The organism is Bacillus sp. T17B1, from assembly GCF_026796395.1.
Taxonomy (GTDB): domain Bacteria; phylum Bacillota; class Bacilli; order Bacillales; family Bacillaceae; genus Bacillus; species Bacillus spizizenii_A.
Genome location: NZ_JALAYA010000019.1, coordinates 50223 through 72263, shown reverse-complemented (window position 1 = coordinate 72263; position 22041 = coordinate 50223). Strand labels below are relative to the sequence as shown.

At 46.1% G+C, this 22041-nt stretch carries 20 protein-coding genes and 1 pseudogene; 18 read left to right on the top strand and 3 right to left on the bottom strand.

Going from position 1 to position 22041, the window contains the following annotated elements; translation table 11 throughout:
- Positions 1–112 precede the first annotated feature (112 nt).
- From dxs to MOF34_RS09980, 7 genes are all read left to right on the top strand, one after another.
- Positions 113–2014: a 1-deoxy-D-xylulose-5-phosphate synthase gene (gene dxs / locus MOF34_RS10010; protein ID WP_268400060.1), complete on the top strand. Its 1902-nt coding sequence runs from the start codon at positions 113–115 to the stop codon at positions 2012–2014.
- Positions 2011–2856 (top strand): TlyA family RNA methyltransferase, encoded by an 846-nt coding sequence (locus MOF34_RS10005; RefSeq protein WP_019714924.1) that lies wholly within the window; start codon positions 2011–2013, stop codon positions 2854–2856. The genes dxs and MOF34_RS10005 overlap by 4 nt, the downstream gene beginning before the upstream one ends.
- Positions 2857–2952: 96 nt before the next feature.
- Positions 2953–3402 (top strand): arginine repressor ArgR, encoded by a 450-nt coding sequence (gene argR / locus MOF34_RS10000; protein WP_014114358.1) that lies wholly within the window; start codon positions 2953–2955, stop codon positions 3400–3402.
- Between the two features lie 35 nt (positions 3403–3437).
- Positions 3438–5168: a DNA repair protein RecN gene (gene recN, locus MOF34_RS09995; RefSeq protein WP_268400059.1), complete on the top strand. Its 1731-nt coding sequence runs from the start codon at positions 3438–3440 to the stop codon at positions 5166–5168.
- Between the two features lie 173 nt (positions 5169–5341).
- The gene (gene spoIVB, locus MOF34_RS09990) at positions 5342–6622 is read left to right on the top strand and encodes a SpoIVB peptidase (protein ID WP_268400058.1); all 1281 of its coding nucleotides are present in this window, start codon (positions 5342–5344) and stop codon (positions 6620–6622) included.
- A gap of 276 nt (positions 6623–6898) precedes the next feature.
- The gene (gene spo0A / locus MOF34_RS09985; protein ID WP_003226427.1) at positions 6899–7702 is read left to right on the top strand and encodes a sporulation transcription factor Spo0A; all 804 of its coding nucleotides are present in this window, start codon (positions 6899–6901) and stop codon (positions 7700–7702) included.
- A 121-nt stretch (positions 7703–7823) separates the two neighbouring features.
- A complete protein-coding gene (locus tag MOF34_RS09980; RefSeq protein ID WP_268400057.1) occupies positions 7824–7985 on the top strand; it encodes a hypothetical protein in 162 nt (53 codons plus the stop codon).
- Positions 7986–8224: 239 nt separating this feature from the next.
- Here MOF34_RS09980 and MOF34_RS09975 read toward each other — a convergent pair whose 3' ends face one another.
- Both MOF34_RS09975 and MOF34_RS09970 read right to left on the bottom strand, forming a co-directional pair.
- Positions 8225–9343, bottom strand: a complete 1119-nt coding sequence (locus MOF34_RS09975) for an NADH-dependent flavin oxidoreductase (RefSeq protein ID WP_268400056.1) — start codon at positions 9341–9343, stop codon at positions 8225–8227.
- A gap of 72 nt (positions 9344–9415) precedes the next feature.
- Positions 9416–9550 carry a hypothetical protein gene (locus tag MOF34_RS09970; protein WP_268400055.1) on the bottom strand — a complete coding sequence of 45 codons (135 nt, stop codon included), beginning with the start codon at positions 9548–9550 and terminating at the stop codon, positions 9416–9418.
- Between the two features lie 330 nt (positions 9551–9880).
- Between MOF34_RS09970 and MOF34_RS09965 the strand changes: the two are divergent.
- From MOF34_RS09965 to prpB, 9 genes and pseudogenes are all read left to right on the top strand, one after another.
- Positions 9881–10177 (top strand): annotated as a pseudogene (locus MOF34_RS09965) (hypothetical protein).
- Positions 10178–10194: 17 nt separating this feature from the next.
- Positions 10195–10815: an N-acetylmuramoyl-L-alanine amidase gene (locus tag MOF34_RS09960; protein ID WP_268400054.1), complete on the top strand. Its 621-nt coding sequence runs from the start codon at positions 10195–10197 to the stop codon at positions 10813–10815.
- Between the two features lie 79 nt (positions 10816–10894).
- Entirely contained in the window at positions 10895–11626 is a 732-nt protein-coding gene (locus MOF34_RS09955; RefSeq protein WP_268400053.1) for a glycerophosphodiester phosphodiesterase, read from the top strand.
- Between the two features lie 127 nt (positions 11627–11753).
- Positions 11754–12935, top strand: a complete 1182-nt coding sequence (locus MOF34_RS09950) for an acetyl-CoA C-acetyltransferase (RefSeq protein ID WP_019714914.1) — start codon at positions 11754–11756, stop codon at positions 12933–12935.
- 25 nt (positions 12936–12960) lie between these two features.
- Positions 12961–13824: a 3-hydroxybutyryl-CoA dehydrogenase gene (locus MOF34_RS09945; RefSeq protein WP_268400052.1), complete on the top strand. Its 864-nt coding sequence runs from the start codon at positions 12961–12963 to the stop codon at positions 13822–13824.
- A gap of 26 nt (positions 13825–13850) precedes the next feature.
- Positions 13851–14990, top strand: a complete 1140-nt coding sequence (locus tag MOF34_RS09940; protein ID WP_268400051.1) for an acyl-CoA dehydrogenase — start codon at positions 13851–13853, stop codon at positions 14988–14990.
- 32 nt (positions 14991–15022) lie between these two features.
- A complete protein-coding gene (mmgD, locus tag MOF34_RS09935; RefSeq protein WP_268400050.1) occupies positions 15023–16141 on the top strand; it encodes a citrate synthase in 1119 nt (372 codons plus the stop codon).
- Positions 16142–16162: 21 nt separating this feature from the next.
- A complete protein-coding gene (locus tag MOF34_RS09930; RefSeq protein ID WP_268400049.1) occupies positions 16163–17581 on the top strand; it encodes a bifunctional 2-methylcitrate dehydratase/aconitate hydratase in 1419 nt (472 codons plus the stop codon).
- Positions 17582–17600: 19 nt separating this feature from the next.
- The gene (gene prpB, locus MOF34_RS09925) at positions 17601–18506 is read left to right on the top strand and encodes a methylisocitrate lyase (RefSeq protein ID WP_268400048.1); all 906 of its coding nucleotides are present in this window, start codon (positions 17601–17603) and stop codon (positions 18504–18506) included.
- A 45-nt stretch (positions 18507–18551) separates the two neighbouring features.
- On the opposite strand, the gene MOF34_RS09920 is transcribed toward prpB, so the two are convergent.
- Positions 18552–18785 (bottom strand): DUF2627 domain-containing protein, encoded by a 234-nt coding sequence (locus MOF34_RS09920; protein WP_268400047.1) that lies wholly within the window; start codon positions 18783–18785, stop codon positions 18552–18554.
- A gap of 152 nt (positions 18786–18937) precedes the next feature.
- Here MOF34_RS09920 and MOF34_RS09915 point away from each other — a divergent pair, with 152 nt between their 5' ends.
- Together MOF34_RS09915 and yqiS are read left to right on the top strand one after the other, a co-directional pair.
- Positions 18938–21013 carry a sigma-54 interaction domain-containing protein gene (locus tag MOF34_RS09915; protein ID WP_268400046.1) on the top strand — a complete coding sequence of 692 codons (2076 nt, stop codon included), beginning with the start codon at positions 18938–18940 and terminating at the stop codon, positions 21011–21013.
- Between the two features lie 124 nt (positions 21014–21137).
- Complete coding sequence (gene yqiS / locus MOF34_RS09910) at positions 21138–22037, top strand: phosphate butyryltransferase (RefSeq protein WP_268400045.1); 900 nt, start codon at positions 21138–21140, stop codon at positions 22035–22037.
- Positions 22038–22041: the final 4 nt, after the last annotated feature.

Sequence of the window (22041 nt, the reverse complement as noted above, 5' to 3'; positions counted from 1 at the left end):
AGGAAAAGCGCATTTGTCTTTTTTTATGTCTTAGAGCTGGCTGCTGTCCAGCTCGACATGCAGAAGACATGTATCATTGCAGAAATTCATGCTGAAAGTGAGTTGATCCGCTTTGGATCTTTTATCAATACAGGACCCGTCGTTTTTAAAAAACATGTCCATTGATGAATTAGAGAAATTAAGTGATGAAATCCGTCAATTTTTAATTACAACTTTATCCGCTTCCGGCGGCCACATCGGCCCAAACTTAGGTGTCGTAGAGCTTACTGTTGCGCTGCATAAGGAATTTAACAGCCCGAAAGACAAATTTTTGTGGGATGTAGGCCACCAGTCGTATGTCCATAAGCTGCTGACAGGACGCGGAAAAGAATTTGCGACGCTTCGCCAGTACAAAGGACTTTGCGGATTTCCAAAGCGGAGTGAAAGCGAGCATGATGTTTGGGAAACCGGGCACAGCTCAACTTCTCTGTCAGGCGCGATGGGAATGGCAGCTGCGCGTGATATTAAAGGAACGGATGAATTTATTATACCGATTATTGGTGATGGCGCGCTGACTGGCGGAATGGCGCTTGAAGCCTTGAACCACATCGGCGACGAGAAAAAAGACATGATTGTTATCCTAAATGATAATGAAATGAGTATTGCGCCGAATGTCGGTGCCATTCATTCCATGCTCGGACGTCTGCGCACTGCCGGGAAATACCAGTGGGTCAAAGATGAGCTCGAATACTTGTTTAAAAAGATTCCGGCAGTTGGAGGCAAACTTGCCGCCACGGCGGAACGGATCAAAGACAGCCTGAAATACATGCTCGTCTCCGGAATGTTTTTTGAGGAGCTTGGTTTTACGTATTTAGGCCCGGTGGACGGACATTCTTATCATGAGCTGATTGAAAATCTTCAATACGCCAAAAAAACGAAAGGCCCTGTTCTCCTGCATGTCATCACGAAAAAAGGGAAGGGGTACAAACCGGCTGAGACCGATACGATTGGAACATGGCACGGCACCGGCCCATATAAAATCAATACCGGTGACTTTGTAAAACCGAAGGCAGCAGCTCCTTCATGGAGCGGCCTGGTTAGCGGCACTGTGCAGCGAATGGCGCGCGAGGACGGACGCATTGTAGCCATTACACCGGCTATGCCTGTCGGCTCAAAGCTAGAAGGCTTTGCAAAGGAATTCCCTGACCGCATGTTCGACGTAGGTATCGCAGAACAGCATGCCGCAACGATGGCTGCAGCAATGGCAATGCAGGGGATGAAGCCGTTTTTGGCGATTTATTCAACCTTCCTGCAAAGGGCATATGATCAAGTGGTTCATGACATCTGCCGCCAAAACGCCAATGTGTTTATTGGAATTGACCGTGCAGGACTTGTAGGTGCTGACGGTGAGACACATCAAGGGGTGTTTGATATTGCGTATATGCGCCACATTCCAAACATCGTCTTAATGATGCCGAAAGATGAAAATGAAGGACAGCATATGGTTCATACAGCTCTCAGCTATGACGAAGGCCCGATAGCGATGCGTTTTCCGCGCGGAAATGGACTTGGCGTAAAAATGGATGAACAGCTGAAAACGATTCCGATCGGCACGTGGGAGGTTCTGCGTCCGGGGAATGATGCTGTCATCTTAACATTTGGAACAACAATCGAAATGGCGCTTGAAGCAGCTGAAGAGCTGCAAAAAGAAGGCCTTTCCGTGCGCGTTGTAAATGCGCGTTTTATTAAGCCGATTGATGAAAAGATGATGAAGGGAATCCTAAAAGAAGGCTTGCCAATCTTAACGATTGAAGAAGCGGTCTTAGAAGGCGGTTTCGGAAGCTCGATTTTAGAATTCGCTCATGATCAGGGTGAATATCTTACGCCGATTGACAGAATGGGTATCCCGGATCGGTTTATCGAACACGGAAGCGTAACGGCGCTTCTTGAAGAGATTGGACTAACAAAACAGCAGGTGGCAAACCGTATTAGATTGCTGATGCCGCCAAAGACACACAAAGGAATTGGATCATGACGTCAAAGAAAGAACGATTAGATGTATTACTAGTAGAAAGAGGGCTGGCGGAAACGCGGGAAAAAGCTAAGAGAGCCATTATGGCAGGGATCGTCTATTCAAATGAAAACCGCTTGGACAAACCCGGGGAAAAGATTGACCGTGACCTTCCGTTAACCGTCAAAGGAAACCCGCTCAGGTATGTGAGCAGAGGCGGTTTAAAGCTTGAAAAAGCGCTGAAGGAGTTTCCTGTCTCTGTTAAGGATAAAGTTATGATTGATATTGGCTCCTCCACCGGCGGTTTTACGGACTGCGCTTTGCAAAACGGAGCTAAACAGTCATATGCGGTCGATGTAGGCTACAATCAGCTTGCGTGGAAGCTTAGACAGGATGAACGTGTCGTTGTGATGGAACGGACAAACTTCCGTTACGCGACACCAGCAGACTTCACAAAGGGCATGCCGGAGTTTGCCACAATTGATGTGTCCTTTATTTCACTGAGGCTCATCCTGCCTGTCCTCAAAACATTGCTTGTACCGGGCAGTGACTGCATGGCTCTTGTTAAGCCGCAGTTTGAAGCGGGACGGGAATCCGTCGGCAAAAAAGGAATTGTCAGAGATCCTAAAGTGCATGCTGATGTTCTCAAGCGAATGATCAGTTTTTCTGCGGCTGAAGGCTATATTTGCAAAGGCCTGTCATTTTCACCAATCACAGGAGGAGATGGAAATATAGAATTTCTCCTTCATTTGCATTGGCCGGGAGAGGGGCAGGAAGGACAGGAGCTGCCGGAAGAAGAGATCATCCGCGTTGTAGAAGAGGCACATAAGACGTTAAAAGAAAAAAAAGCAGAAGTACCGGAATAATAGGGCGCTATTATTCCTTTTTTCTGCATTCATGTACAATTTGCAGAGAATCATATAACATAAAAGAACAGATAAGCTGGAAATAGAGGTGCTTACATGAACAAAGGCCAGAGGCATATTAAAATCAGAGAGATCATTACAAGCAATGAAATTGAAACGCAAGATGAATTGGTCGACATGCTGAAGCAGGATGGATACAAAGTAACACAAGCCACGGTTTCACGGGATATCAAAGAACTTCACCTTGTAAAAGTGCCTACGAATAACGGCTCTTACAAATACAGTCTTCCGGCAGACCAGCGTTTCAATCCATTGTCCAAGCTGAAGCGGGCATTGATGGACGCATTTGTGAAAATAGACTCGGCAAGCCATATGATTGTGCTGAAAACGATGCCGGGAAACGCCCAGGCAATTGGCGCGCTGATGGACAATTTGGACTGGGATGAAATTATGGGAACCATTTGCGGAGATGACACGATTTTAATAATTTGCCGGACTCCTGAAGATACAGACGGCGTAAAAAACAGGCTGCTTGAGCTGCTGTAACAGAAATCTAACAAAGATAAGAGGTGTAATGCTGTTTGTTAGCTGAACTATCGATTAAAAACTTTGCCATTATTGAGGAACTGACGGTTTCTTTTGAACGCGGACTCACTGTTTTAACAGGAGAAACCGGAGCCGGCAAATCCATCATCATAGATGCCATTTCTCTTTTAGTCGGAGGCCGCGGATCATCTGAATTTGTCAGATATGGGGAGACAAAAGCCGAGCTTGAAGGGCTTTTTCTATTGGATAGCGGCCATCCCGTTTTTGACGTATGCACTGAGCAGGGAATCGACGTTTCAGACGAAATGATCGTCATGAGAAGGGATATCAGCACGAGCGGAAAAAGCGTTTGCCGTGTTAATGGCAAGCTTGTCACGATTGCTTCGCTAAGAGAGATCGGCAGGCTTTTATTAGATATTCACGGGCAGCACGATAACCAGCTGTTAATGGAGGACGAAAATCATCTCCAGCTTTTGGACAAGTTTGCCGGAGCCGAAGTAGAAAGCGCGCTTCAAGCGTATCAGGAAGGGTACCAGCGGTATATGAAGCTGCTTAAAAAGCTAAAACAGCTTTCTGAAAGCGAACAGGAAATGGCCCACCGCCTGGACCTCATTCAATTTCAGCTTGAAGAAATCGAATCGGCAAAGCTTGAGCTTAATGAAGATGAACAGCTCCAGGAAGAGCGCCAGCAAATTTCAAACTTTGAGAAGATCTATGAATCGCTGCAAAATGCATATAACGCGCTTCGCAGTGAGCAGGGCGGATTGGATTGGGTCGGAATGGCATCAGCGCAGCTTGAAGATATATCCGATATTAACGAACCGCTGAAAAAACTGTCCGAAAGTGTGTCGAACTCCTACTATCTTCTGGAGGACGCTACATTTCAGATGAGAAATATGCTGGATGAGCTTGAATATGACCCGGAACGCCTGAATTATATTGAGACGCGTCTTAATGAAATTAAACACCTAAAACGAAAATACGGTGCAACTGTTGAGGACATTTTGGAATATGCTTCTAAAATTGAAGAAGAGATTGACCAGATTGAAAACAGGGACAGCCATCTTCAAAGCGTGAAGAAGGAGCTTGACTCAGTCGGAAAAGATGTTGCGGTAGAAGCGGCAAATGTTTCACAAATCCGGAAAGCATGGGCGAAAAAGCTGGCCGATGAGATTCAGCGCGAATTAAAAAGCCTCTACATGGAAAAATCAACATTTGATATGGAATTTAAGGTCAGAACAGCGTCTCACAATGAGGAGGCGCCGATTGTAAACGGCCAGCCTGTTCAGCTGACTGACCAAGGGATTGATCTGGTCAAATTTTTAATTTCAACCAACACAGGCGAGCCTCTGAAATCCCTTTCGAAAGTTGCTTCCGGAGGAGAGCTGTCCCGGGTGATGCTTGCCATAAAAAGCATTTTTTCTTCGCAGCAGGATGTGACGTCGATTATATTCGATGAGGTGGATACCGGTGTAAGCGGCAGAGTTGCACAGGCAATCGCTGAAAAGATCCATAAAGTCTCAATAGGATCACAAGTGCTGTGTATTACACACTTGCCTCAGGTGGCTGCCATGGCCGATACGCATCTTTATATTGCGAAGGAGTTAAAAGACGGCAGAACCACGACACGTGTCAAGCCGCTGTCTAAGCAGGAAAAGGTAGTGGAAATCGGGCGCATGATTGCCGGAGTCGAAGTAACAGACTTGACGAAACGCCATGCGAAAGAACTTTTAAAACAAGCAGATCAAGTGAAAACAACTGGGTAAGCTGCGCGAGAAGCGCAGCTTATTTTTTTTGCACACATCCATTCGTTCATCAGTATATCCAATGTTTTTCTTTATATGACAGTTATAAATAAGGTGCCAGAAGGCAAAATTAAAGATGTAGCAGCAAGACATAAAGAAGGTGTGGGATAGGAGCGAGGAGAGTGAAGTAGTGAATGCCCGATAACATCAGAAAAGCAGTAGGTTTAATTCTCCTTGTTTCGTTATTAAGTGTAGGTTTATGCAAACCGCTAAAAGAGTATTTACTGATTCCAACGCAAATGAGAGTATTTGAAACCCAAACACAAGCGATTGAAACGGGTTTATCGGTAAACGCTCATGCACAAGAATCATCTGAAGCGTTTACAGTAAAGAAAGACCCGCATGAAATCAAGGTGACAGGCAAAAAATCAGGTGAGTCAGAGTTAGTCTACGATCTTGCCGGATTTCCAATCAAAAAAACAAAAGTGCAAGTTCTTCCTGATTTAAAGGTCATACCTGGCGGACAATCAATCGGTGTAAAGCTTCATTCCGTCGGTGTTCTTGTCGTCGGTTTTCATCAAATCAATACAAGTGAAGGCAAAAAATCTCCAGGAGAAACGGCCGGTATTGAAGCGGGCGACATCATTATTGAGATGAATGGACAGAAAATTGAAAAAATGAACGATGTGGCCCCATTCATTCAGAAAGCCGGTAAAACCGGAGAATCTTTAGATTTGCTCATAAAACGTGACAAACAAAAAATCAAAACAAAGCTCATTCCCGAAAAGGATGAAGCAGAAGGCAAGTACAGAATTGGTTTATACATCAGGGATTCTGCTGCTGGCATCGGCACGATGACATTTTATGAACCGAAAACCAAAAAATACGGAGCACTTGGCCACGTGATTTCCGACATGGACACAAAGAAACCAATCGTAGTGGAGAATGGAGAAATCGTCAAATCAACTGTAACATCCATTGAAAAAGGGACAGGCGGAAATCCGGGAGAAAAACTGGCGCGATTTTCCTCAGAACGCAAAACGATCGGGGATATAAACAGAAACAGCCCATTTGGCATTTTCGGCACACTGCATCAGCCGATTCAAAACAATATTTCAGATCAAGCCTTGCCGGTTGCGTTTTCTACAGAAGTCAAAAAAGGGCCTGCTGAAATTTTAACGGTCATTGATGATGACAAAGTAGAAAAGTTTGATATTGAAATCGTCAGCACGACGCCGCAAAAATTCCCTGCGACAAAAGGATTGGTCTTAAAAATAACCGATCCAAGGCTGCTAAAAGAAACAGGCGGCATCGTACAGGGGATGAGCGGGAGTCCGATCATTCAAAATGGAAAAGTGATCGGCGCTGTCACCCATGTATTTGTAAATGACCCGACAAGCGGATACGGCGTTCATATTGAATGGATGCTGTCAGAAGCAGGAATCGATATTTATGGAAAAGAAAAAGCAAGCTGACTGCCGGTATTTCCGGCAGTTTTTTTGTTTTGATCCCTCTTCACTTCTCATAATACATACGGTAAAATATACAAAAGAAGATTTTTCGACAAATTCACGTTTCCTTGTTTGTCAAATTTCATTTTTAGTCGAAAAACGGAGAAAAACATAGAATAACAAAGATATGCCACTAATATTGGTGATTATGATTTTTTTTAGAGGGTATATAGCGGTTTTGTCGAATGTAAACATGTAGCAAGGGTGAATCCTGTTAACTACATTTGGGGAGGAAGAAACGTGGAGAAAATTAAAGTTTGTGTTGCTGACGATAATCGAGAGCTGGTAAGCCTGTTGAGTGAATATATAGAAGGACAGGAAGACATGGAAGTGATCGGTGTTGCCTATAACGGACAGGAATGCCTGTCGCTGTTTAAAGAAAAAGATCCCGATGTGCTCGTATTGGATATTATTATGCCGCATTTGGATGGACTTGCGGTTTTAGAGCGGCTGAGGGAATCAGATCTGAAAAAACAGCCGAATGTCATTATGCTGACAGCCTTTGGACAGGAAGATGTCACGAAAAAGGCCGTCGATTTAGGCGCTTCCTATTTTATTCTCAAACCGTTTGATATGGAAAACCTTGTCGGTCATATTCGCCAGGTCAGCGGAAATGCCAGCAGCGTGACGCATCGCGCGCCATCATCGCAAAGCAGCATTATACGCAGCAGCCAGCCTGAACCAAAGAAGAAAAATCTCGACGCGAGCATCACAAGCATTATCCATGAAATCGGCGTCCCAGCCCATATTAAAGGCTACCTCTATCTGCGCGAAGCAATCTCAATGGTATACAATGACATCGAATTGCTCGGCAGCATTACAAAAGTCCTCTATCCGGACATCGCCAAAAAGTTTAACACAACCGCAAGCCGTGTAGAAAGAGCGATCCGCCATGCGATTGAGGTGGCATGGAGCAGAGGGAATATTGATTCCATTTCCTCGTTGTTCGGCTATACTGTCAGCATGACAAAAGCCAAACCTACCAACTCAGAGTTCATTGCGATGGTTGCGGATAAGCTGAGATTAGAACATAAAGCTTCTTAAGCATGAGGATATTATCGGATGATTAAATAAACGTCTTTTATTTATTAGTTTACGCTGATAAATAGGAGGCGTTTTGTTTTGGGTACATTTACTTCATGTTCCGCAAGGAGGAGTGATACAGGTGTTTGAAAAATACCGACTGTTCATGTCGTTATTTATGCTGGCGCTTTGCGACATCAATTTCGAGCATCTTTACAAAACAGAATCACACATACTAGGCACCATGATGACTTTATCTCATATGCAGTCATCGTTTCATGTGTTTTCACCGCTTGGATCATAAAAAACAAATAAACAGGAACACATTGAAACCTTTTCCCAGTAAAATCGTAAGTAAGGAAGCATTCGTGAACAAAGGAGACGTACGAATGAAAAGAAAAAAAGCCAGAAAGCGTGACGGATTTCTCCTAGATTTGCTTCCCGAAGCAGCTGGCGAGCTCCTTCTCTTACTGTTTAGATGTTTGCATAAATTGATTTAAAGTTAAAAAAAGACTGCCGAATTATTTCGGCAGTCTTTACACATTAATCTTTATAAGGCACCCAGCCAGGCGTGTTCACAATGGCTTGCCATAGCGGTTCAGGCAAGTGATATTTTTCTTTGTCAGTGCCTTTTATGACGGTTTCAATTTGTTTTTCGCGGCCTTCTTTTACTTTCACTGTCCAGTCAGGGTCAACTAAAATTTCGCGTCCCATAGCGACTAGCGGAATACCGTTTTCGATCACAGCCAGTGCGTCATCTGCGGAATGAATAGAACCGACGGCGATCAGCGGCACTTTGTTTCCGACACGTTCATTCAATAAGTCCATGCGTGTGCGAGTCGGATCTGCACCGCGGCGCGCTTTTGAGTTTACGTCCATCAGTGAGATATGAAGATAGTCCAATTCTTTATCCCCTAAAGCATCAACAAGCGTAAAGGTTTCAGTCATTGTTAATCCTGGTGTCTCAGGTTCTTCCGGAGACAGACGGTAGCCGACTAAGAATGCACCCTTCGCATGTTCTGCAGTAGCTTTTTTAACTTCATCAACAATAGCAAGCGGGAAGGCTAATCGTTTCTCATCGCTTCCTCCCCAGCGGTCTGTGCGCTGATTGGTTTTCGGAGAATAAAACTGCTGAATCAAGTAGCCGTTTGCGCCGTGAATTTCAACACCGTCAAAGCCGGCTTCAATGGCGCGTCTTGTCGCTTCTCCAAATGCCTTCACGATGTTTTCCACTTCTTCGCCTGTTAAGGCACGGGCAATTTGCTTGCCTTCATCAAACACGTCACTTGGCGCTACAACATCATGTTGCGGAACGAGCTCAGACGGGCATTCAATGCCGCCGTGATGAATTTGCACAACGGCTTTAGCGCCTTGCGCCTGAATGGCTTGCGCTAACTTTTTTAAACCTGGAATGTTGGAGTCATCATGGATGGCCGGCTGCCCGGGAAATGCTTTTCCGTCCGGTGTGACATTTGCGCAAGCTGTAATCACCATTCCCATCTCTTTTGAGCGGGGGATGATATAGTCAAGCTCTGCTTCAGATATCGTACCGTCTTCATTAGAAGCGTAATGAGTCATTGGTGCAACTGTGATCCGGTTGTCGATTGTAACGCCGCTTTTAAATGTAAATGGTTCAAACAGCGATTTATACTTAGGGTTCATTTGATCATCTTCTTTCGTTTGGTTTCGCACATATTTTAGCCTACATGTAAAAATTAATGCAATTGATCTGCTTTACCGGCTGAATATCTTGAGAACAGAGTGATGTTTTCTGCGCTCTTTTTCGGGGGCTTTGTAGCCGCCGGTGATTTGGTGGCCAATGGTGCAAGTGATGACCGCTGCAGTGAGCAACACTACGAATTTTTTCATGACTGTAACTTCTTTCTGTAAAGTGTATATTCTTTAAAAGGTTACGTCTGGCTGGTCCACCCACCCGTCAAACGATTTGCTCACATCATTCCTCAAATTTTTTAAAATGAATAAAAAGTTGCTTCTCTCCGTTATTTTTTTCTAATTTGCGCCTCAATTAGAGCCATCCTCATAGACAAATACGATTGTTTTCTTTCTAGCAACAGGAAATAATCAGGTCGGATAGCCCTTTTGAAAAATGTGGATTCTCAGTGCCGTCTTTCGCATCGGCTTTACAAATCTGCCATTCTGGTCAAAGATAGAAGCCAAACGTCAGGAAGAGGTGATTTTGTGAAACAATCGGCTCTTTTGCTGTTTACTGTGCTGCTTCTCTCAGGGTGCAGTATTGCAAGTGCGGATGACTCAGTCCCAAAGTTTACCTAAGAGGGAAAATACATTGGCTCGGCTGATCCTCATACGATTGCGGTTTCTTTGAATGGAGAAGAAACCATGATACAGGTTCCGCAGGATAAACGTGAGGAATGTGAATCACTGCCAGATCACACAAATGTCCTGGTAAAATATACAAAGAAGGATAATGGAATGTTACAGCTGCAAGATATTCAGCTGCAGAAGAACTCGTCATAAAAGACCGGAGGGAGAAGTTGAGAATGTTATGGAGGAGCTTGACGCTGTGCGGATTGGCATTGACGCTCACGCCTTGTGCACAGGCGGCAGAGCCGATAGAAGGGAAAACAGTGTATATTGATGCCGGACACGGCGGTGAAGACAGTGGAGCGGTCGGAAACGGACTCTTTGAAAAAGATATTAATTTAGCAGTTTCCGAGTATGTGACGGATAAGCTGAAAGCGGAGGGAGCCAACCCTGTTGCGTCCCGGTCTGATGATCATTTTCTGACTTTGGAAGAAAGAGTGGCAAAGGCAAGTGCTAATCAGGCCGATCTTTTTGTTAGCATTCATGTGAATTCAGGGGTTGCTACAGCTTCGGGAACAGAAACGTATTTTCAGTCTGATTATGAAGGGGAAAACAGCCGGCGTCTGGCGTCAGATATTCAGTCCCAGCTGGTTTCATCCTTACAAACGAGAGACAGGGGCGTGAAAGAATCAGATTTTTACGTCATTACATATTCACAGATGCCGAGTGTGCTGGCGGAGCTTGGATTTATGACAAACAGCGCTGACGCGAACAAGCTTGGAAGCGAAGAATACCAGCAAAAAGCCGCAGATGCGATTGTCACCGGCATTGACTCTTATTACGAACAGTAAGATTGAAACAGCCTTAATCCTAGAGTGGAATCGCCAAAATCAGTATAATGGAGAAAACTTTAGGGCTTGAGGTGAAACGATGACAAAGATTTTTGCCCATCGGGGGGCATCAGGTCAATATCCCGAAAATACTATGCTTGCATTTGAAAAAGGAATTGAAGCCGGCGTGGATGGAATTGAGCTTGATGTGCAGCTGACAAAAGACGGGCGCATGGTTGTGATTCATGATGAAAGACTTGACCGGACAACATCGCTCAAAGGATTCGTGAAGGATACAGTGTATGATGTCATCATGACTGCGAATGCGGCCGCTGGTCACGATCACACGTACAGTGATATCAAAGTGCCGCTGCTTGAAGACGTGCTCTCATGGGCATATAAAAAGGATTTTCTCATCAACATTGAATTAAAAAACAGTGTGATCCGCTATGAAGGAATGGAAGAAAAAGTGCTGGAGGCAGTGAAACGATTCAATATAGAGGAAAGAATCATTCTGTCCACTTTTAATCATGAAAGCTTGGCGCTATGCGCCCAGCTCGCTCCCCATATCGAACGGGCGGCATTGACTTCAGATGTGCTTTATCAGGCTGATCAGTATATCACATCTATTCCAGCTTCCGGCTACCACCCGAAGCTGAACAGCCCGGGGACAGCAGATGAAGTACTGAAGAAAATGAGGAACAGTTCGATCAAGGTAAGGCCATATACAGTCAATCGGCCGGAAGATATGAAGCGCCTCTTTGAAGCGGGGGCAGACGGCATTTTCACTGATTTTCCTGCAAAGGCTTTGGAATTGCTAAAAAATAAATAGTTGTTATAGAAGGAGGCTGTTGACGCAGCCTTCTTTTTTCATTCATTCATGCCCGTTTGAAAGCATACATTCATAGAAGACAACTAGAAATTGTAAGCGCTGTCTATCTTCTGAATGAGGTGAAACCATGAGGAAAACAGTCATTGTAAGTGCCGCAAGAACACCATTTGGCAAATTCGGCGGAGCGTTGAAAGAGGTGAAAGCTGCTGAGCTTGGGGGCATTGCGATGAAGGAGGCGTTACATCGCGCTGGAGTATCTGGAGATGAGGTGGAAGGAACTGTGATGGGCATGGTTGTCCAAGCCGGCTCAGGGCAGATTCCTTCCCGCCAAGCTGCCCGTCTGGCCGGAATGCCTTGGAGTGTGCCGTCAGAAACGCTGAATAAAGTCTGCGCATCCGGACTGCGCGCAGTCACCTTGTGTGATCAAATGATTCGGGCGCGAGATGCGGACATTCTTGTTGCCGGGGGAATGGAAAGCATGAGCAATATTCCGTATGCCGTTCCCGCCGGTCGCTGGGGAGCGCGGATGGGAGACGGTGAGCTTAGGGACTTAATGGTTTATGACGGGTTAACGTGCGCGTTTGACGAGGTGCATATGGCTGTTCACGGAAATACAGCCGCCAAGGAATATGGAATTTCACGCAGGAAGCAGGATGAATGGGCGCTAAGAAGTCATGCGCGGGCAGCTAAGGCAGCCGATGAAGGAAAGTTTCAGGATGAAATCGTTCCCGTAAGCTGGACCAACCGAAAAGGAAAAACAAATATGGTTGAAAAAGATGAAGCGATTCGGCGTGACACAAGTCTGGATCAGCTCGCAAAACTTTCTCCGATTTATACAAGTGACGGTTCCATCACAGCCGGTAATGCTCCCGGGGTCAATGACGGGGCCGGTGCGTTTGTGCTGATGTCTGAGGACGAAGCGGCTGGACTTGGCAAACGGCCTCTGGCTACAATTCTTGGTTTTTCAACTATGGGAATGCAAGCGTGCGAGCTAGCGGCAGCTCCGGGGTTTGCAATTAACAAACTCCTAAAAAAGAACGGTTTAACCGTCCAAGATATTGACTTGTTTGAAGTAAATGAAGCGTTTGCTTCTGTTGTTTTGACATGTGAAAAAATTGTCGGTTTCGATCTTGAAAAAGTAAATATAAACGGCGGTGCGATCGCCCTCGGCCACCCGATCGGCGCAAGCGGGTCGAGAATTCTCATGACGCTTGTTTATGAATTAAAGCGCCGGGGAGGAGGACTGGGAGTTGCCGCCATCTGCAGCGGTGCGGCTCAGGGAGATGCCGTCTTAGTGCAGGTTCATTAAAACAATGATGAAAAAGGGGATTTCAATGGAGATGAAACATGTTATGGTGGCCGGTGCCGGTCAGATGGGAAGCGGAATCGCTCAAACAGCTGCCGATGCAGGCTTTTATGTGCGGATGTACGATGTGATTCCCGACGCTGCGGAGGCAGGATTGAAGCGATTGAAGAAACAGCTGACCCGTGACGCTGAAAAAGGAAGAAAGACCGAAGCGGAAGTGAAGGGTGTAATCAGCCGCATTTCGCTTTCTCGAACGCTTGAGGATGCAAAGCATGCGGATATTGTAATTGAGGCTATTGCAGAAAACATGACAGCGAAAACCGAACTGTTTAACACACTTGATCACATTTGTCCGCCTCATACGATTTTGGCCAGCAATACATCTTCCTTGCCTATTACAGAAATCGCTGCTGTGACAAACCGGCCTGATCAAGTCATTGGCATGCATTTTATGAACCCCGTTCCTGTGATGAAGCTGGTTGAAGTGATTCGCGGCTTGGCTACGTCAGAAGTAACAGCCTTAGAGGTTAAGAAATTAGCGGAAAAGATGGGGAAAACCCCAGTAGAAGTCAATGATTTTCCGGGGTTTGTTTCCAATCGCATTCTTCTTCCGATGATTAATGAAGCCGTCTATTGCGTGTATGAGGGGGTGGCGAAGCCGGAAGCAATAGACGAGGTGATGAAGCTGGGCATGAATCATCCGATGGGCCCGCTTACATTAGCGGATTTTATCGGGCTGGATACGTGTTTATCGATTATGGAAGTTCTTTATTCCGGCCTTGGCGATTCCAAATACCGTCCTTGCCCGCTTCTCCGCAAATATGTCAAAGCGGGCTGGCTTGGCAAAAAGAGCGGACGCGGTTTTTATCAATATGAGGAGAGGGCTTTCTGAAGTCAATTCATCCGGGGGTGGCCGAGTTGCATGTAACCCAAGAGCAAGTCATGATGCGAAAAATGGTACGTGATTTTGCCCGAAAAGAAATTGCTCCCGCTGCTGAAATCATGGAAACAACAGACGAATTTCCGTTTCAGTTGATCAAAAAAATGGGTGAACACGGCTTGATGGGAATACCGGTGCCGGAACAATACGGCGGCGCAGGGGCGGATGTTGTTTCTTATATTTTGGCGATTCATGAAATTTCTAGAATCAGCGCGGCTGTCGGTGTCATTCTTTCCGTTCATACCTCGGTCGGCACAAATCCGATTCTGTACTTCGGCAACGAAGATCAGAAGATGAAATATGTGCCGAAGCTCGCTTCAGGAGACCATTTGGGCGCATTTGCATTGACAGAGCCTCACTCAGGGTCGGATGCTGGAAGCCTCCGCACAACAGCCATCAAAAAGAACGGCAAATACCTATTAAACGGATCGAAAATATTCATTACAAACGGTGGAGCCGCCGATATCTATATCACCTTTGCTTTAACAGCTCAAGATCAAGGCAGGCACGGGATTTCGGCTTTTATCATTGAAAAAAGCACACCCGGTTTTACCGTTGGAAAAAAAGAAAGAAAGCTGGGGCTCTACGGTTCCAATACTACGGAACTGATTTTTGATAATGCAGAAGTGCCTGAAGAAAATTTGCTTGGCAAAGAGGGTGATGGCTTTCACATTGCCATGGCGAATTTAAATGTCGGCCGCATCGGCATTGCGGCCCAAGCGCTCGGAATTGCAGAGGCGGCTCTTGAGCATGCCGTTGGTTACGCGAAGCAGCGGGTGCAATTCGGAAGGCCTATCGCAGCAAATCAAGGCATATCGTTTAAGCTGGCTGACATGGCGACAAGGGCAGAGGCAGCAAGGCATCTTGTCTACCACGCCGCAGACCTTCATAACCGCGGCTTGGCCTGCGGAAAAGAAGCGTCTATGGCTAAACAATTTGCTTCTGATTCTGCGGTGAGGGCGGCATTAGACGCCGTCCAAATTTTTGGGGGATACGGCTATATGAAGGATTATCCGGTCGAGCGGCTGCTTCGTGATGCCAAAGTGACGCAAATCTATGAAGGGACCAACGAGATCCAAAGACTGATTATTTCTAAGCATCTGCTTAGCGGAACCTGATAGACAAAAAACGCAAAACGGAGGTTGAGGATATGGAGGAGAAACAGCATTATTCTCCGGGTTTGGACGGTGTGATCGCGGCAGAAACTCATATTTCTTATCTTGACACCCAGTCCAGCCAGATTTTGATAAGAGGCTATGATTTAATAGATCTTTCTAAAACAAAAAGCTATTTGGAGATTGTTCATTTACTGCTGGAGGGCAGGCTGCCGGAAGAAAGTGAAATGGAAGCGCTGGAAAGAAACATAAACAGTGCATCAAGCCTGCCTGCTGATCATCTCCGTCTGCTTGAGCTGCTCCCTGAGCATACTCATCCGATGGATAGCCTGCGTACCGGCCTGTCGGCACTTGCCGGCTATGATCGGCAAATAGATGATCGGTCTCCTTCTGCAAACAAAGAACGCGCCTATCAGCTTCTCGAGAAAATGACCGCCCTCACTGCTGCCAGCTATAGGATCATCAATAAGAAAGAGCCGATTTCTCCGCTTCAAACCCTATCCTACAGTGCAAACTTTTTATACATGATGACAGGGAAATTGCCTTCCTCACTGGAAGAACGGATTTTTGACCGCTCTCTCGTCCTGTACAGTGAGCATGAGATGCCCAATTCAACCTTTGCGGCAAGGGTCATTGCTTCTACACATTCGGATCTTTATGGTGCTTTGACAGGAGCTGTCGCCTCACTGAAAGGGAATCTTCACGGAGGAGCAAACGAAGCTGTGATGTATATGCTTTTAGAGGCGAAAACAACATCCGATTTTGAGCAGCTACTTCAAATAAAACTGAAAAGAAAAGAAAAGGTTATGGGATTCGGCCACCGGGTGTATATGAAAAAAATGGATCCGAGAGCACTCATGATGAAAGAGGCGCTGCAACAATTATGCGATAAAGCCGGTGACCATCGTTTATACGAGATGTGTGATGCGGGAGAGCAGCTGATGGAGAAGGAAAAAGGACTTTACCCGAATTTGGATTACTACGCTGCCCCGGTGTATTGGATGCTCGGCATACCGATTCCTTTGTATACACCTGTCTTTTTCAGCGCAAGAACGTCCGGTTTATGCGCCCATGTTATCGAACAGCATTCCAATAACCGTCTCTTCCGCCCCCGTGTCAGCTATAAGGGCCCGCGTTATCAGGCCGAATCATAAATCATGAAAGGAACTGGTAGCATGCTGAAAACGGATCATGTTATTGAAGAAATTACAGACTATGTGCTTGATAAAGAGATTACAAGTTCCGAGGCCTATACAACAGCAGGGCATGTGTTGCTGGATACGCTTGGCTGCGGGATTTTGGCGCTTCGGTATCCTGAATGCACAAAGCTGCTCGGCCCGATTGTTCCCGAAACGATTGTCCCGAATGGAAGCAAAGTGCCGGGTACATCCTATGTTCTCGATCCGGTGAGAGCGGCGTTTAATATCGGGTGTATGATCCGGTGGCTTGATTACAACGACACGTGGCTGGCCGCGGAGTGGGGGCATCCATCTGATAATCTGGGAGGAATCCTTGCCACTGCTGATTATGTATCGAGAGTGAGGCTGTCTGAAGGAAAAGATCCTTTAATGGTACGCGACGTACTTGAAATGATGATCAAAGCACACGAAATTCAAGGCGTGCTTGCGTTAGAAAACAGTCTAAACCGAGTTGGCCTTGATCATGTGCTGTTTGTCAAAGTTGCGACAACTGCTGTTGCAGCAAAGCTTTTGGGCGGCGGAAGAGAAGAAATCAAAAATGCACTTTCGAATGCATGGATTGACAATGCTGCCTTGAGGACATACCGGCATTCACCGAATACCGGCTCGCGCAAATCATGGGCGGCAGGAGACGCAACGAGCAGAGGTGTTCATTTGGCATTGATGGCGTTAAAAGGGGAAATGGGTTATCCAACAGCTTTGAGCGCACCGGAGTGGGGGTTTCAAGACGTTTTATTCAATAAACAAGAGATCAAACTCGCACGTCCGCTTGACGCTTATGTCATGGAAAATGTGTTATTTAAAGTGTCTTATCCTGCGGAATTTCATGCTCAGACAGCGGCGGAGTGCGCCGTCATTCTTCATCCGCAGGTAAAGGGCCGGGTTGATGAGATTGACCGTGTTGTCATCAGAACGCACGAATCCGCTATCCGGATTATTGATAAAAAAGGCCCGCTTCACAATTCCGCTGATCGTGATCACTGCCTCCAATACATTACAGCAATCGGTTTGCTTTTTGGTGATATTACCGCGCAACATTATGAAGCTGAGACAGCGAGTGACCCGAGAATAGATAAACTTCGTGATAAAATGGAAGTGACTGAAAATAAAACATATACGGAGGATTACCTGAAACCCGACAAACGTTCCATTTCAAATGCCGTTCAGGTTCATTTTAAAGACGGAACGAGCACGGAAATGGTGGAATGTGAATTTCCGCTTGGCCATCGTTTTCGAAGAGACGAGGCAGTGCCGAAACTGCTGGAAAAGTTTTCTGACAATCTCAAAACCCATTATGCTGATAAACAGCACAAACATATTTATGAGCGCTGTACCAGCTATGAGACATTACAAACGATGCGTGTAAATGAATTCGTAGATATGTTCTGCATGTAATAGAAGGAGGACTTGCGTCATGTCGTGGATCGTCAATAAACAATCGTCACAAGAGGAGCTTGCCGGGCGTTTCCGCAAGCTGATGTCAGCGCCGGACATTCTGCAAATTCCCGGCGCCCATGACGGGATGGCTGCCTTGCTTGCAAAGGAAGCCGGCTTTTCTGCGATTTATTTGTCTGGTGCGGCATATACAGCCAGCAGGGGGCTTCCTGATTTAGGGATCATCACGTCGACAGAAGTGGCTGATCGGGCCAAAGATCTTGTGCGTGCAGCTGACCTGCCTCTGCTTGTTGATATCGATACGGGGTTTGGCGGTGTGTTAAATGCCGCCCGAACTGCCCGCGAGATGCTTGAAGCCAGAGTAGCCGCCGTTCAAATTGAAGACCAGCAACTTCCGAAAAAATGCGGACATTTAAATGGCAAACAGCTTGTTCCGATAAAGGAAATGGCGCAAAAAATAAAAGCGATCAAACAAGCAGCGCCCTCCCTTGTCGTTGTTGCCCGTACTGATGCCAGGGCGCAGGAAGGGCTTGATGCCGCAATGAAACGGTCAGAGGCTTACATTGAGGCTGGAGCGGACGCGATATTTCCAGAAGCGCTTCAGGCGGAGAACGAATTCCGCCAGTTTGCTGAGAACAGCTCCGTTCCGCTTCTTGCGAATATGACCGAATTTGGGAAAACGCCGTATTATTGCGCCGATGAATTCGAAGATATGGGGTTTCGCATGGTGATTTATCCTGTCACATCGCTTCGAGCGGCGGCAAAAGCTTATGAGCGGATGTTTGGTTTGATAAAGGAGCACGGCTCACAAAAAGAAGGGCTTCAAGATATGCAGACACGAAAAGAATTGTACAAGACGATTTCTTATTATGACTATGAAGCGTTAGATAAAACAATTGCCAAGACTGTTTTGCCTGACGAATAGTTTCAACTAAAAAAGCCGGAGTGTTCTCCGGCTTTTTTGCAGCTATCATTTTCTGAATCGCGGGCTGACTTGATTGCGTTTTCTGTCTCTGAATAAAATGAACCCAGCCAGCACATAAAGGCCGAACACAAAAAAGATAAAACCTGACAAACCTTGGAGCCAAAGAGCTCCGAATGGCTTTATCGTATGGCCGAAAAGCGTATCCCTCATCAGTTTAATGCCTAAAGCGGAGATGGCGCCGGGGATGACTAATATCAAAAGCGCAAGAAGTCGGCTCATCCTCAGAAAACTCCTTTATCTTTTCATTTCCTTTATTGTCCAGCTGAAAAAATATTTTGTCAAGAGAAGAAAACGTGGTAACATAGGGTTGTGCAAATTATTGCAACGGAATAAATAGGCGTGCAAATTTTTTCATACAAAGGGGGAGCGGGATGCAAAAGGTACTGATTGTAGGTGCCGGCAAAAGGGGAACGGCGTTATTACACATTCTGATCAAAACAGCCATCATAGAGATCATTGCCGTGGTTGACAAAGACCCCGAAGCGCCGGGATTGATAGAAGCAGAACAGTATGGGATTGCCGTTTCATCTGACTGGAAACCTTACATACAACATAAACCGGATATCGTCATTCATACCACCGGCAATCAAGCCGTATTTGACGAACTCCTTCAGGAAAAGCATGAAGAGACTATTGTTATGCCAGGGAAAATGGCGTACATCGTTTTTCAGCTGATGGAAGAAAAGCAACACCTGATTCAAATGCTGAAAGAGCAAACATACAAACACGACCGAATTTTTAATTCTACCCATGACGGGATGATTTTTATTGATATCAATGAAGAAATCATTCTCTTTAACCATATGGCCGAAAAAATGGTCGGGAAAAAACGAGAGGAAGTCATCGGGCGCCCGATCAAAGAAGTCATTCCGAGCACGAAGATGCCGCGGATATTAAAAACAAGAGTGCCTGAATACAACCAGAAGCAGCTTTTAGGTGAGAATCAGATCGTGACGACCAGGCTGCCGATTATTGATGAAGGCGGCCGTTTGCTCGGAGCGCTCTGTGTATTCAAGGATATAACGGATGCTGTTGAGCTGGCGGAGGAAGTGACGAATCTCAAACAGGTGCGCACGATGCTGGAGGCGATCATTCAATCCTCTGATGAGGCAATTTCTGTCGTTGATGAAAACGGCATCGGACTCTTGATCAATAAAGCGTATACGAAAATGACGGGGCTTTCTGAAAAAGAAGTCATCGGCAAGCCTGCAAACACTGATATCTCTGAAGGCGAAAGCATGCATTTAAAGGTGCTTGAAACAAGACGGCCTGTCCGCGGTGTCAGAATGAAGGTCGGCCCGAATGAAAAAGAGGTCATCGTCAATGTAGCGCCGGTCATTGTAGACGGGATTTTGAAAGGCAGCGTCGGTGTGATTCACGATGTCTCCGAAATTAAAATGCTGACAGCCGAGCTCAACCGCGCCAGGCAAATCATTCGGACGCTGGAAGCAAAATACACGTTTGACGACATTATCGGCAAAAGCGAGCAAATGCTGGTTGCGCTTGAACAGGCAAAGCTCGGGGCGAAAACGCCGGCAACGATTTTGCTGCGCGGGGAATCGGGAACAGGAAAAGAACTGTTCGCCCATGCCATCCATAACGAAAGCGACCGGAAATACAATAAATTTATTCGCGTGAATTGTGCAGCCCTTTCTGAAAACCTGCTCGAATCAGAATTGTTCGGCTATGAGGATGGTGCGTTTTCAGGAGCAAAGCGCGGAGGTAAAAAGGGCTTATTCGAAGAAGCCAATAACGGCAGCATTTTCTTAGATGAAATCGGCGAGCTGACACAAAATATGCAGGCGAAATTGCTCCGCGTCCTTCAAGAGAAGGAAATCGTAAGAGTAGGCGGCACAAAAGCGATTCCTGTCAATGTCAGAGTGATCGCGGCGACAAATGTAAATATCGAAAAGGCGATGGCGGATGGAGCATTCCGCGAAGATTTGTATTACCGGATTAACCGCTATCCGATTTCTATACCGCCTTTGCGACAGCGGCTGGAAGACATTGAAGCACTTAGCGTCAGGCTTATCCAAAAGATCAACCGGGATTACGGCAGGAATGTAAAGGGACTCTCGCAGCAAGCCTTGCGTGCCTTATCTGCGTACCATTGGCCTGGGAATGTCCGCGAGTTGGAAAATGTCCTTGGACGAGCCATGATTTTTCTGAATCCGCATATGGAATGGATTGAAAAAGAACACCTGCCTGTTTTCGAACTTGAACATCAAGAAAGTGACACAGAACAGGGTGCAGGGTTTGATTTTCCGGATATTGAAGGCGAAAAGCTGTCTGTCGCAGTAGAAAAATTTGAAGCGCATTTAATCCAGCAAACGCTCGAAAAGCATCATTTTAACCGAACAAAAACAGCGAAAGCCCTCGGTGTCAGCATTCGGAATTTATATTACAAAATGGATAAATACGGCCTTGCAAATGAAGGCATGCAATAATTTGCAGAATGAACGCAAACATCTGCACTGATTTTTCAATATATCACGTTTTGACAGCATGGCGAGGAGTGGCATGGAACTTGCATAATAAAAGGCGGAGTCGAAACAAGAAAGGTGGTAACAGATGAAGCTGAAAGATTTGATCGGGAAAGCGTCGATGTACAAAAACAAGACCATTGCGGTTGCACATGCTGAGGATGAGGAAGTGATCCGGTCTGTAAAGCTGGCTGCCGAGCACCTATCCGCCCGTTTTTTGTTAGTGGGCGACAGCAAGAAACTAAACGATCTGACATCATCTATGCAAGGGCATCATGTGGAAATTGTTCATGCCGATTCGCCTGAGGAATCGGCAAAATTAGCAGTCCATGCCGTACATCACAAAACAGCGGACGTTTTAATGAAAGGGAATGTGCCAACTTCTATTTTGCTTAAAGCGGTGTTGAACAGACAGGAGGGGCTTCGGTCAACCAGTGTCCTTTCCCACGTGGCTGTGTTTGATATACCGGACTTTGACAGATTGATGTTTGTGACAGATTCGGCTATGAATATTGCCCCCTCGCTGGAAGAGCTTCGGCAGATTTTGCAAAACGCCGTTCGTGTGGCTCATGCAGTAGGGAACAATATGCCGAAAGCAGCTGCTCTGGCAGCGGTCGAAACGGTGAACCCGAAAATGGAAGCGACAGTGAATGCAGCTGCTCTTGCTCAAATGTATAAAAGAGGCCAGATCAAAGGCTGCATTGTTGATGGACCGCTTGCTTTAGATAACGCAGTATCCCAAATTGCTGCAGCCCAGAAAAAGATTTCGGGAAATGTAGCGGGCAGCGCTGATATCCTTCTCGTCCCGACAATTGAGGCCGGCAATATTTTATATAAATCACTAATCTATTTTGCAAAGGCCAGCGTAGCGGCTGTCATTACAGGAGCTAAAGCGCCGATTGCCTTAACGAGCAGAGCGGACTCTGCTGAAAATAAACTGTATTCCATTGCGCTCGCGATATGCGCATCTGAAGAATACGCACATTAGGAGG

Excerpts from the sequence above, each read along its gene's own strand:
- MOF34_RS10005 (WP_019714924.1), top strand. The coding sequence starts at position 2,011 with ATGACGTCAAAGAAAGAACGATTAGATGTATTACTAGTAGAAAGAGGG.
- argR (WP_014114358.1), top strand. The coding sequence starts at position 2,953 with ATGAACAAAGGCCAGAGGCATATTAAAATCAGAGAGATCATTACAAGC.
- spoIVB (WP_268400058.1), top strand. The coding sequence starts at position 5,342 with ATGCCCGATAACATCAGAAAAGCAGTAGGTTTAATTCTCCTTGTTTCG.
- MOF34_RS09975 (WP_268400056.1), bottom strand. The coding sequence starts at position 9,343 with ATGAACCCTAAGTATAAATCGCTGTTTGAACCATTTACATTTAAAAGC.
- MOF34_RS09970 (WP_268400055.1), bottom strand. The coding sequence starts at position 9,550 with ATGAAAAAATTCGTAGTGTTGCTCACTGCAGCGGTCATCACTTGCACC.
- MOF34_RS09955 (WP_268400053.1), top strand. The coding sequence starts at position 10,895 with ATGACAAAGATTTTTGCCCATCGGGGGGCATCAGGTCAATATCCCGAA.
- MOF34_RS09950 (WP_019714914.1), top strand. The coding sequence starts at position 11,754 with ATGAGGAAAACAGTCATTGTAAGTGCCGCAAGAACACCATTTGGCAAA.
- MOF34_RS09945 (WP_268400052.1), top strand. The coding sequence starts at position 12,961 with ATGGAGATGAAACATGTTATGGTGGCCGGTGCCGGTCAGATGGGAAGC.
- mmgD (WP_268400050.1), top strand. The coding sequence starts at position 15,023 with ATGGAGGAGAAACAGCATTATTCTCCGGGTTTGGACGGTGTGATCGCG.
- MOF34_RS09930 (WP_268400049.1), top strand. The coding sequence starts at position 16,163 with ATGCTGAAAACGGATCATGTTATTGAAGAAATTACAGACTATGTGCTT.
- prpB (WP_268400048.1), top strand. The coding sequence starts at position 17,601 with ATGTCGTGGATCGTCAATAAACAATCGTCACAAGAGGAGCTTGCCGGG.
- MOF34_RS09920 (WP_268400047.1), bottom strand. The coding sequence starts at position 18,785 with ATGAGCCGACTTCTTGCGCTTTTGATATTAGTCATCCCCGGCGCCATC.
- MOF34_RS09915 (WP_268400046.1), top strand. The coding sequence starts at position 18,938 with ATGCAAAAGGTACTGATTGTAGGTGCCGGCAAAAGGGGAACGGCGTTA.
- yqiS (WP_268400045.1), top strand. The coding sequence starts at position 21,138 with ATGAAGCTGAAAGATTTGATCGGGAAAGCGTCGATGTACAAAAACAAG.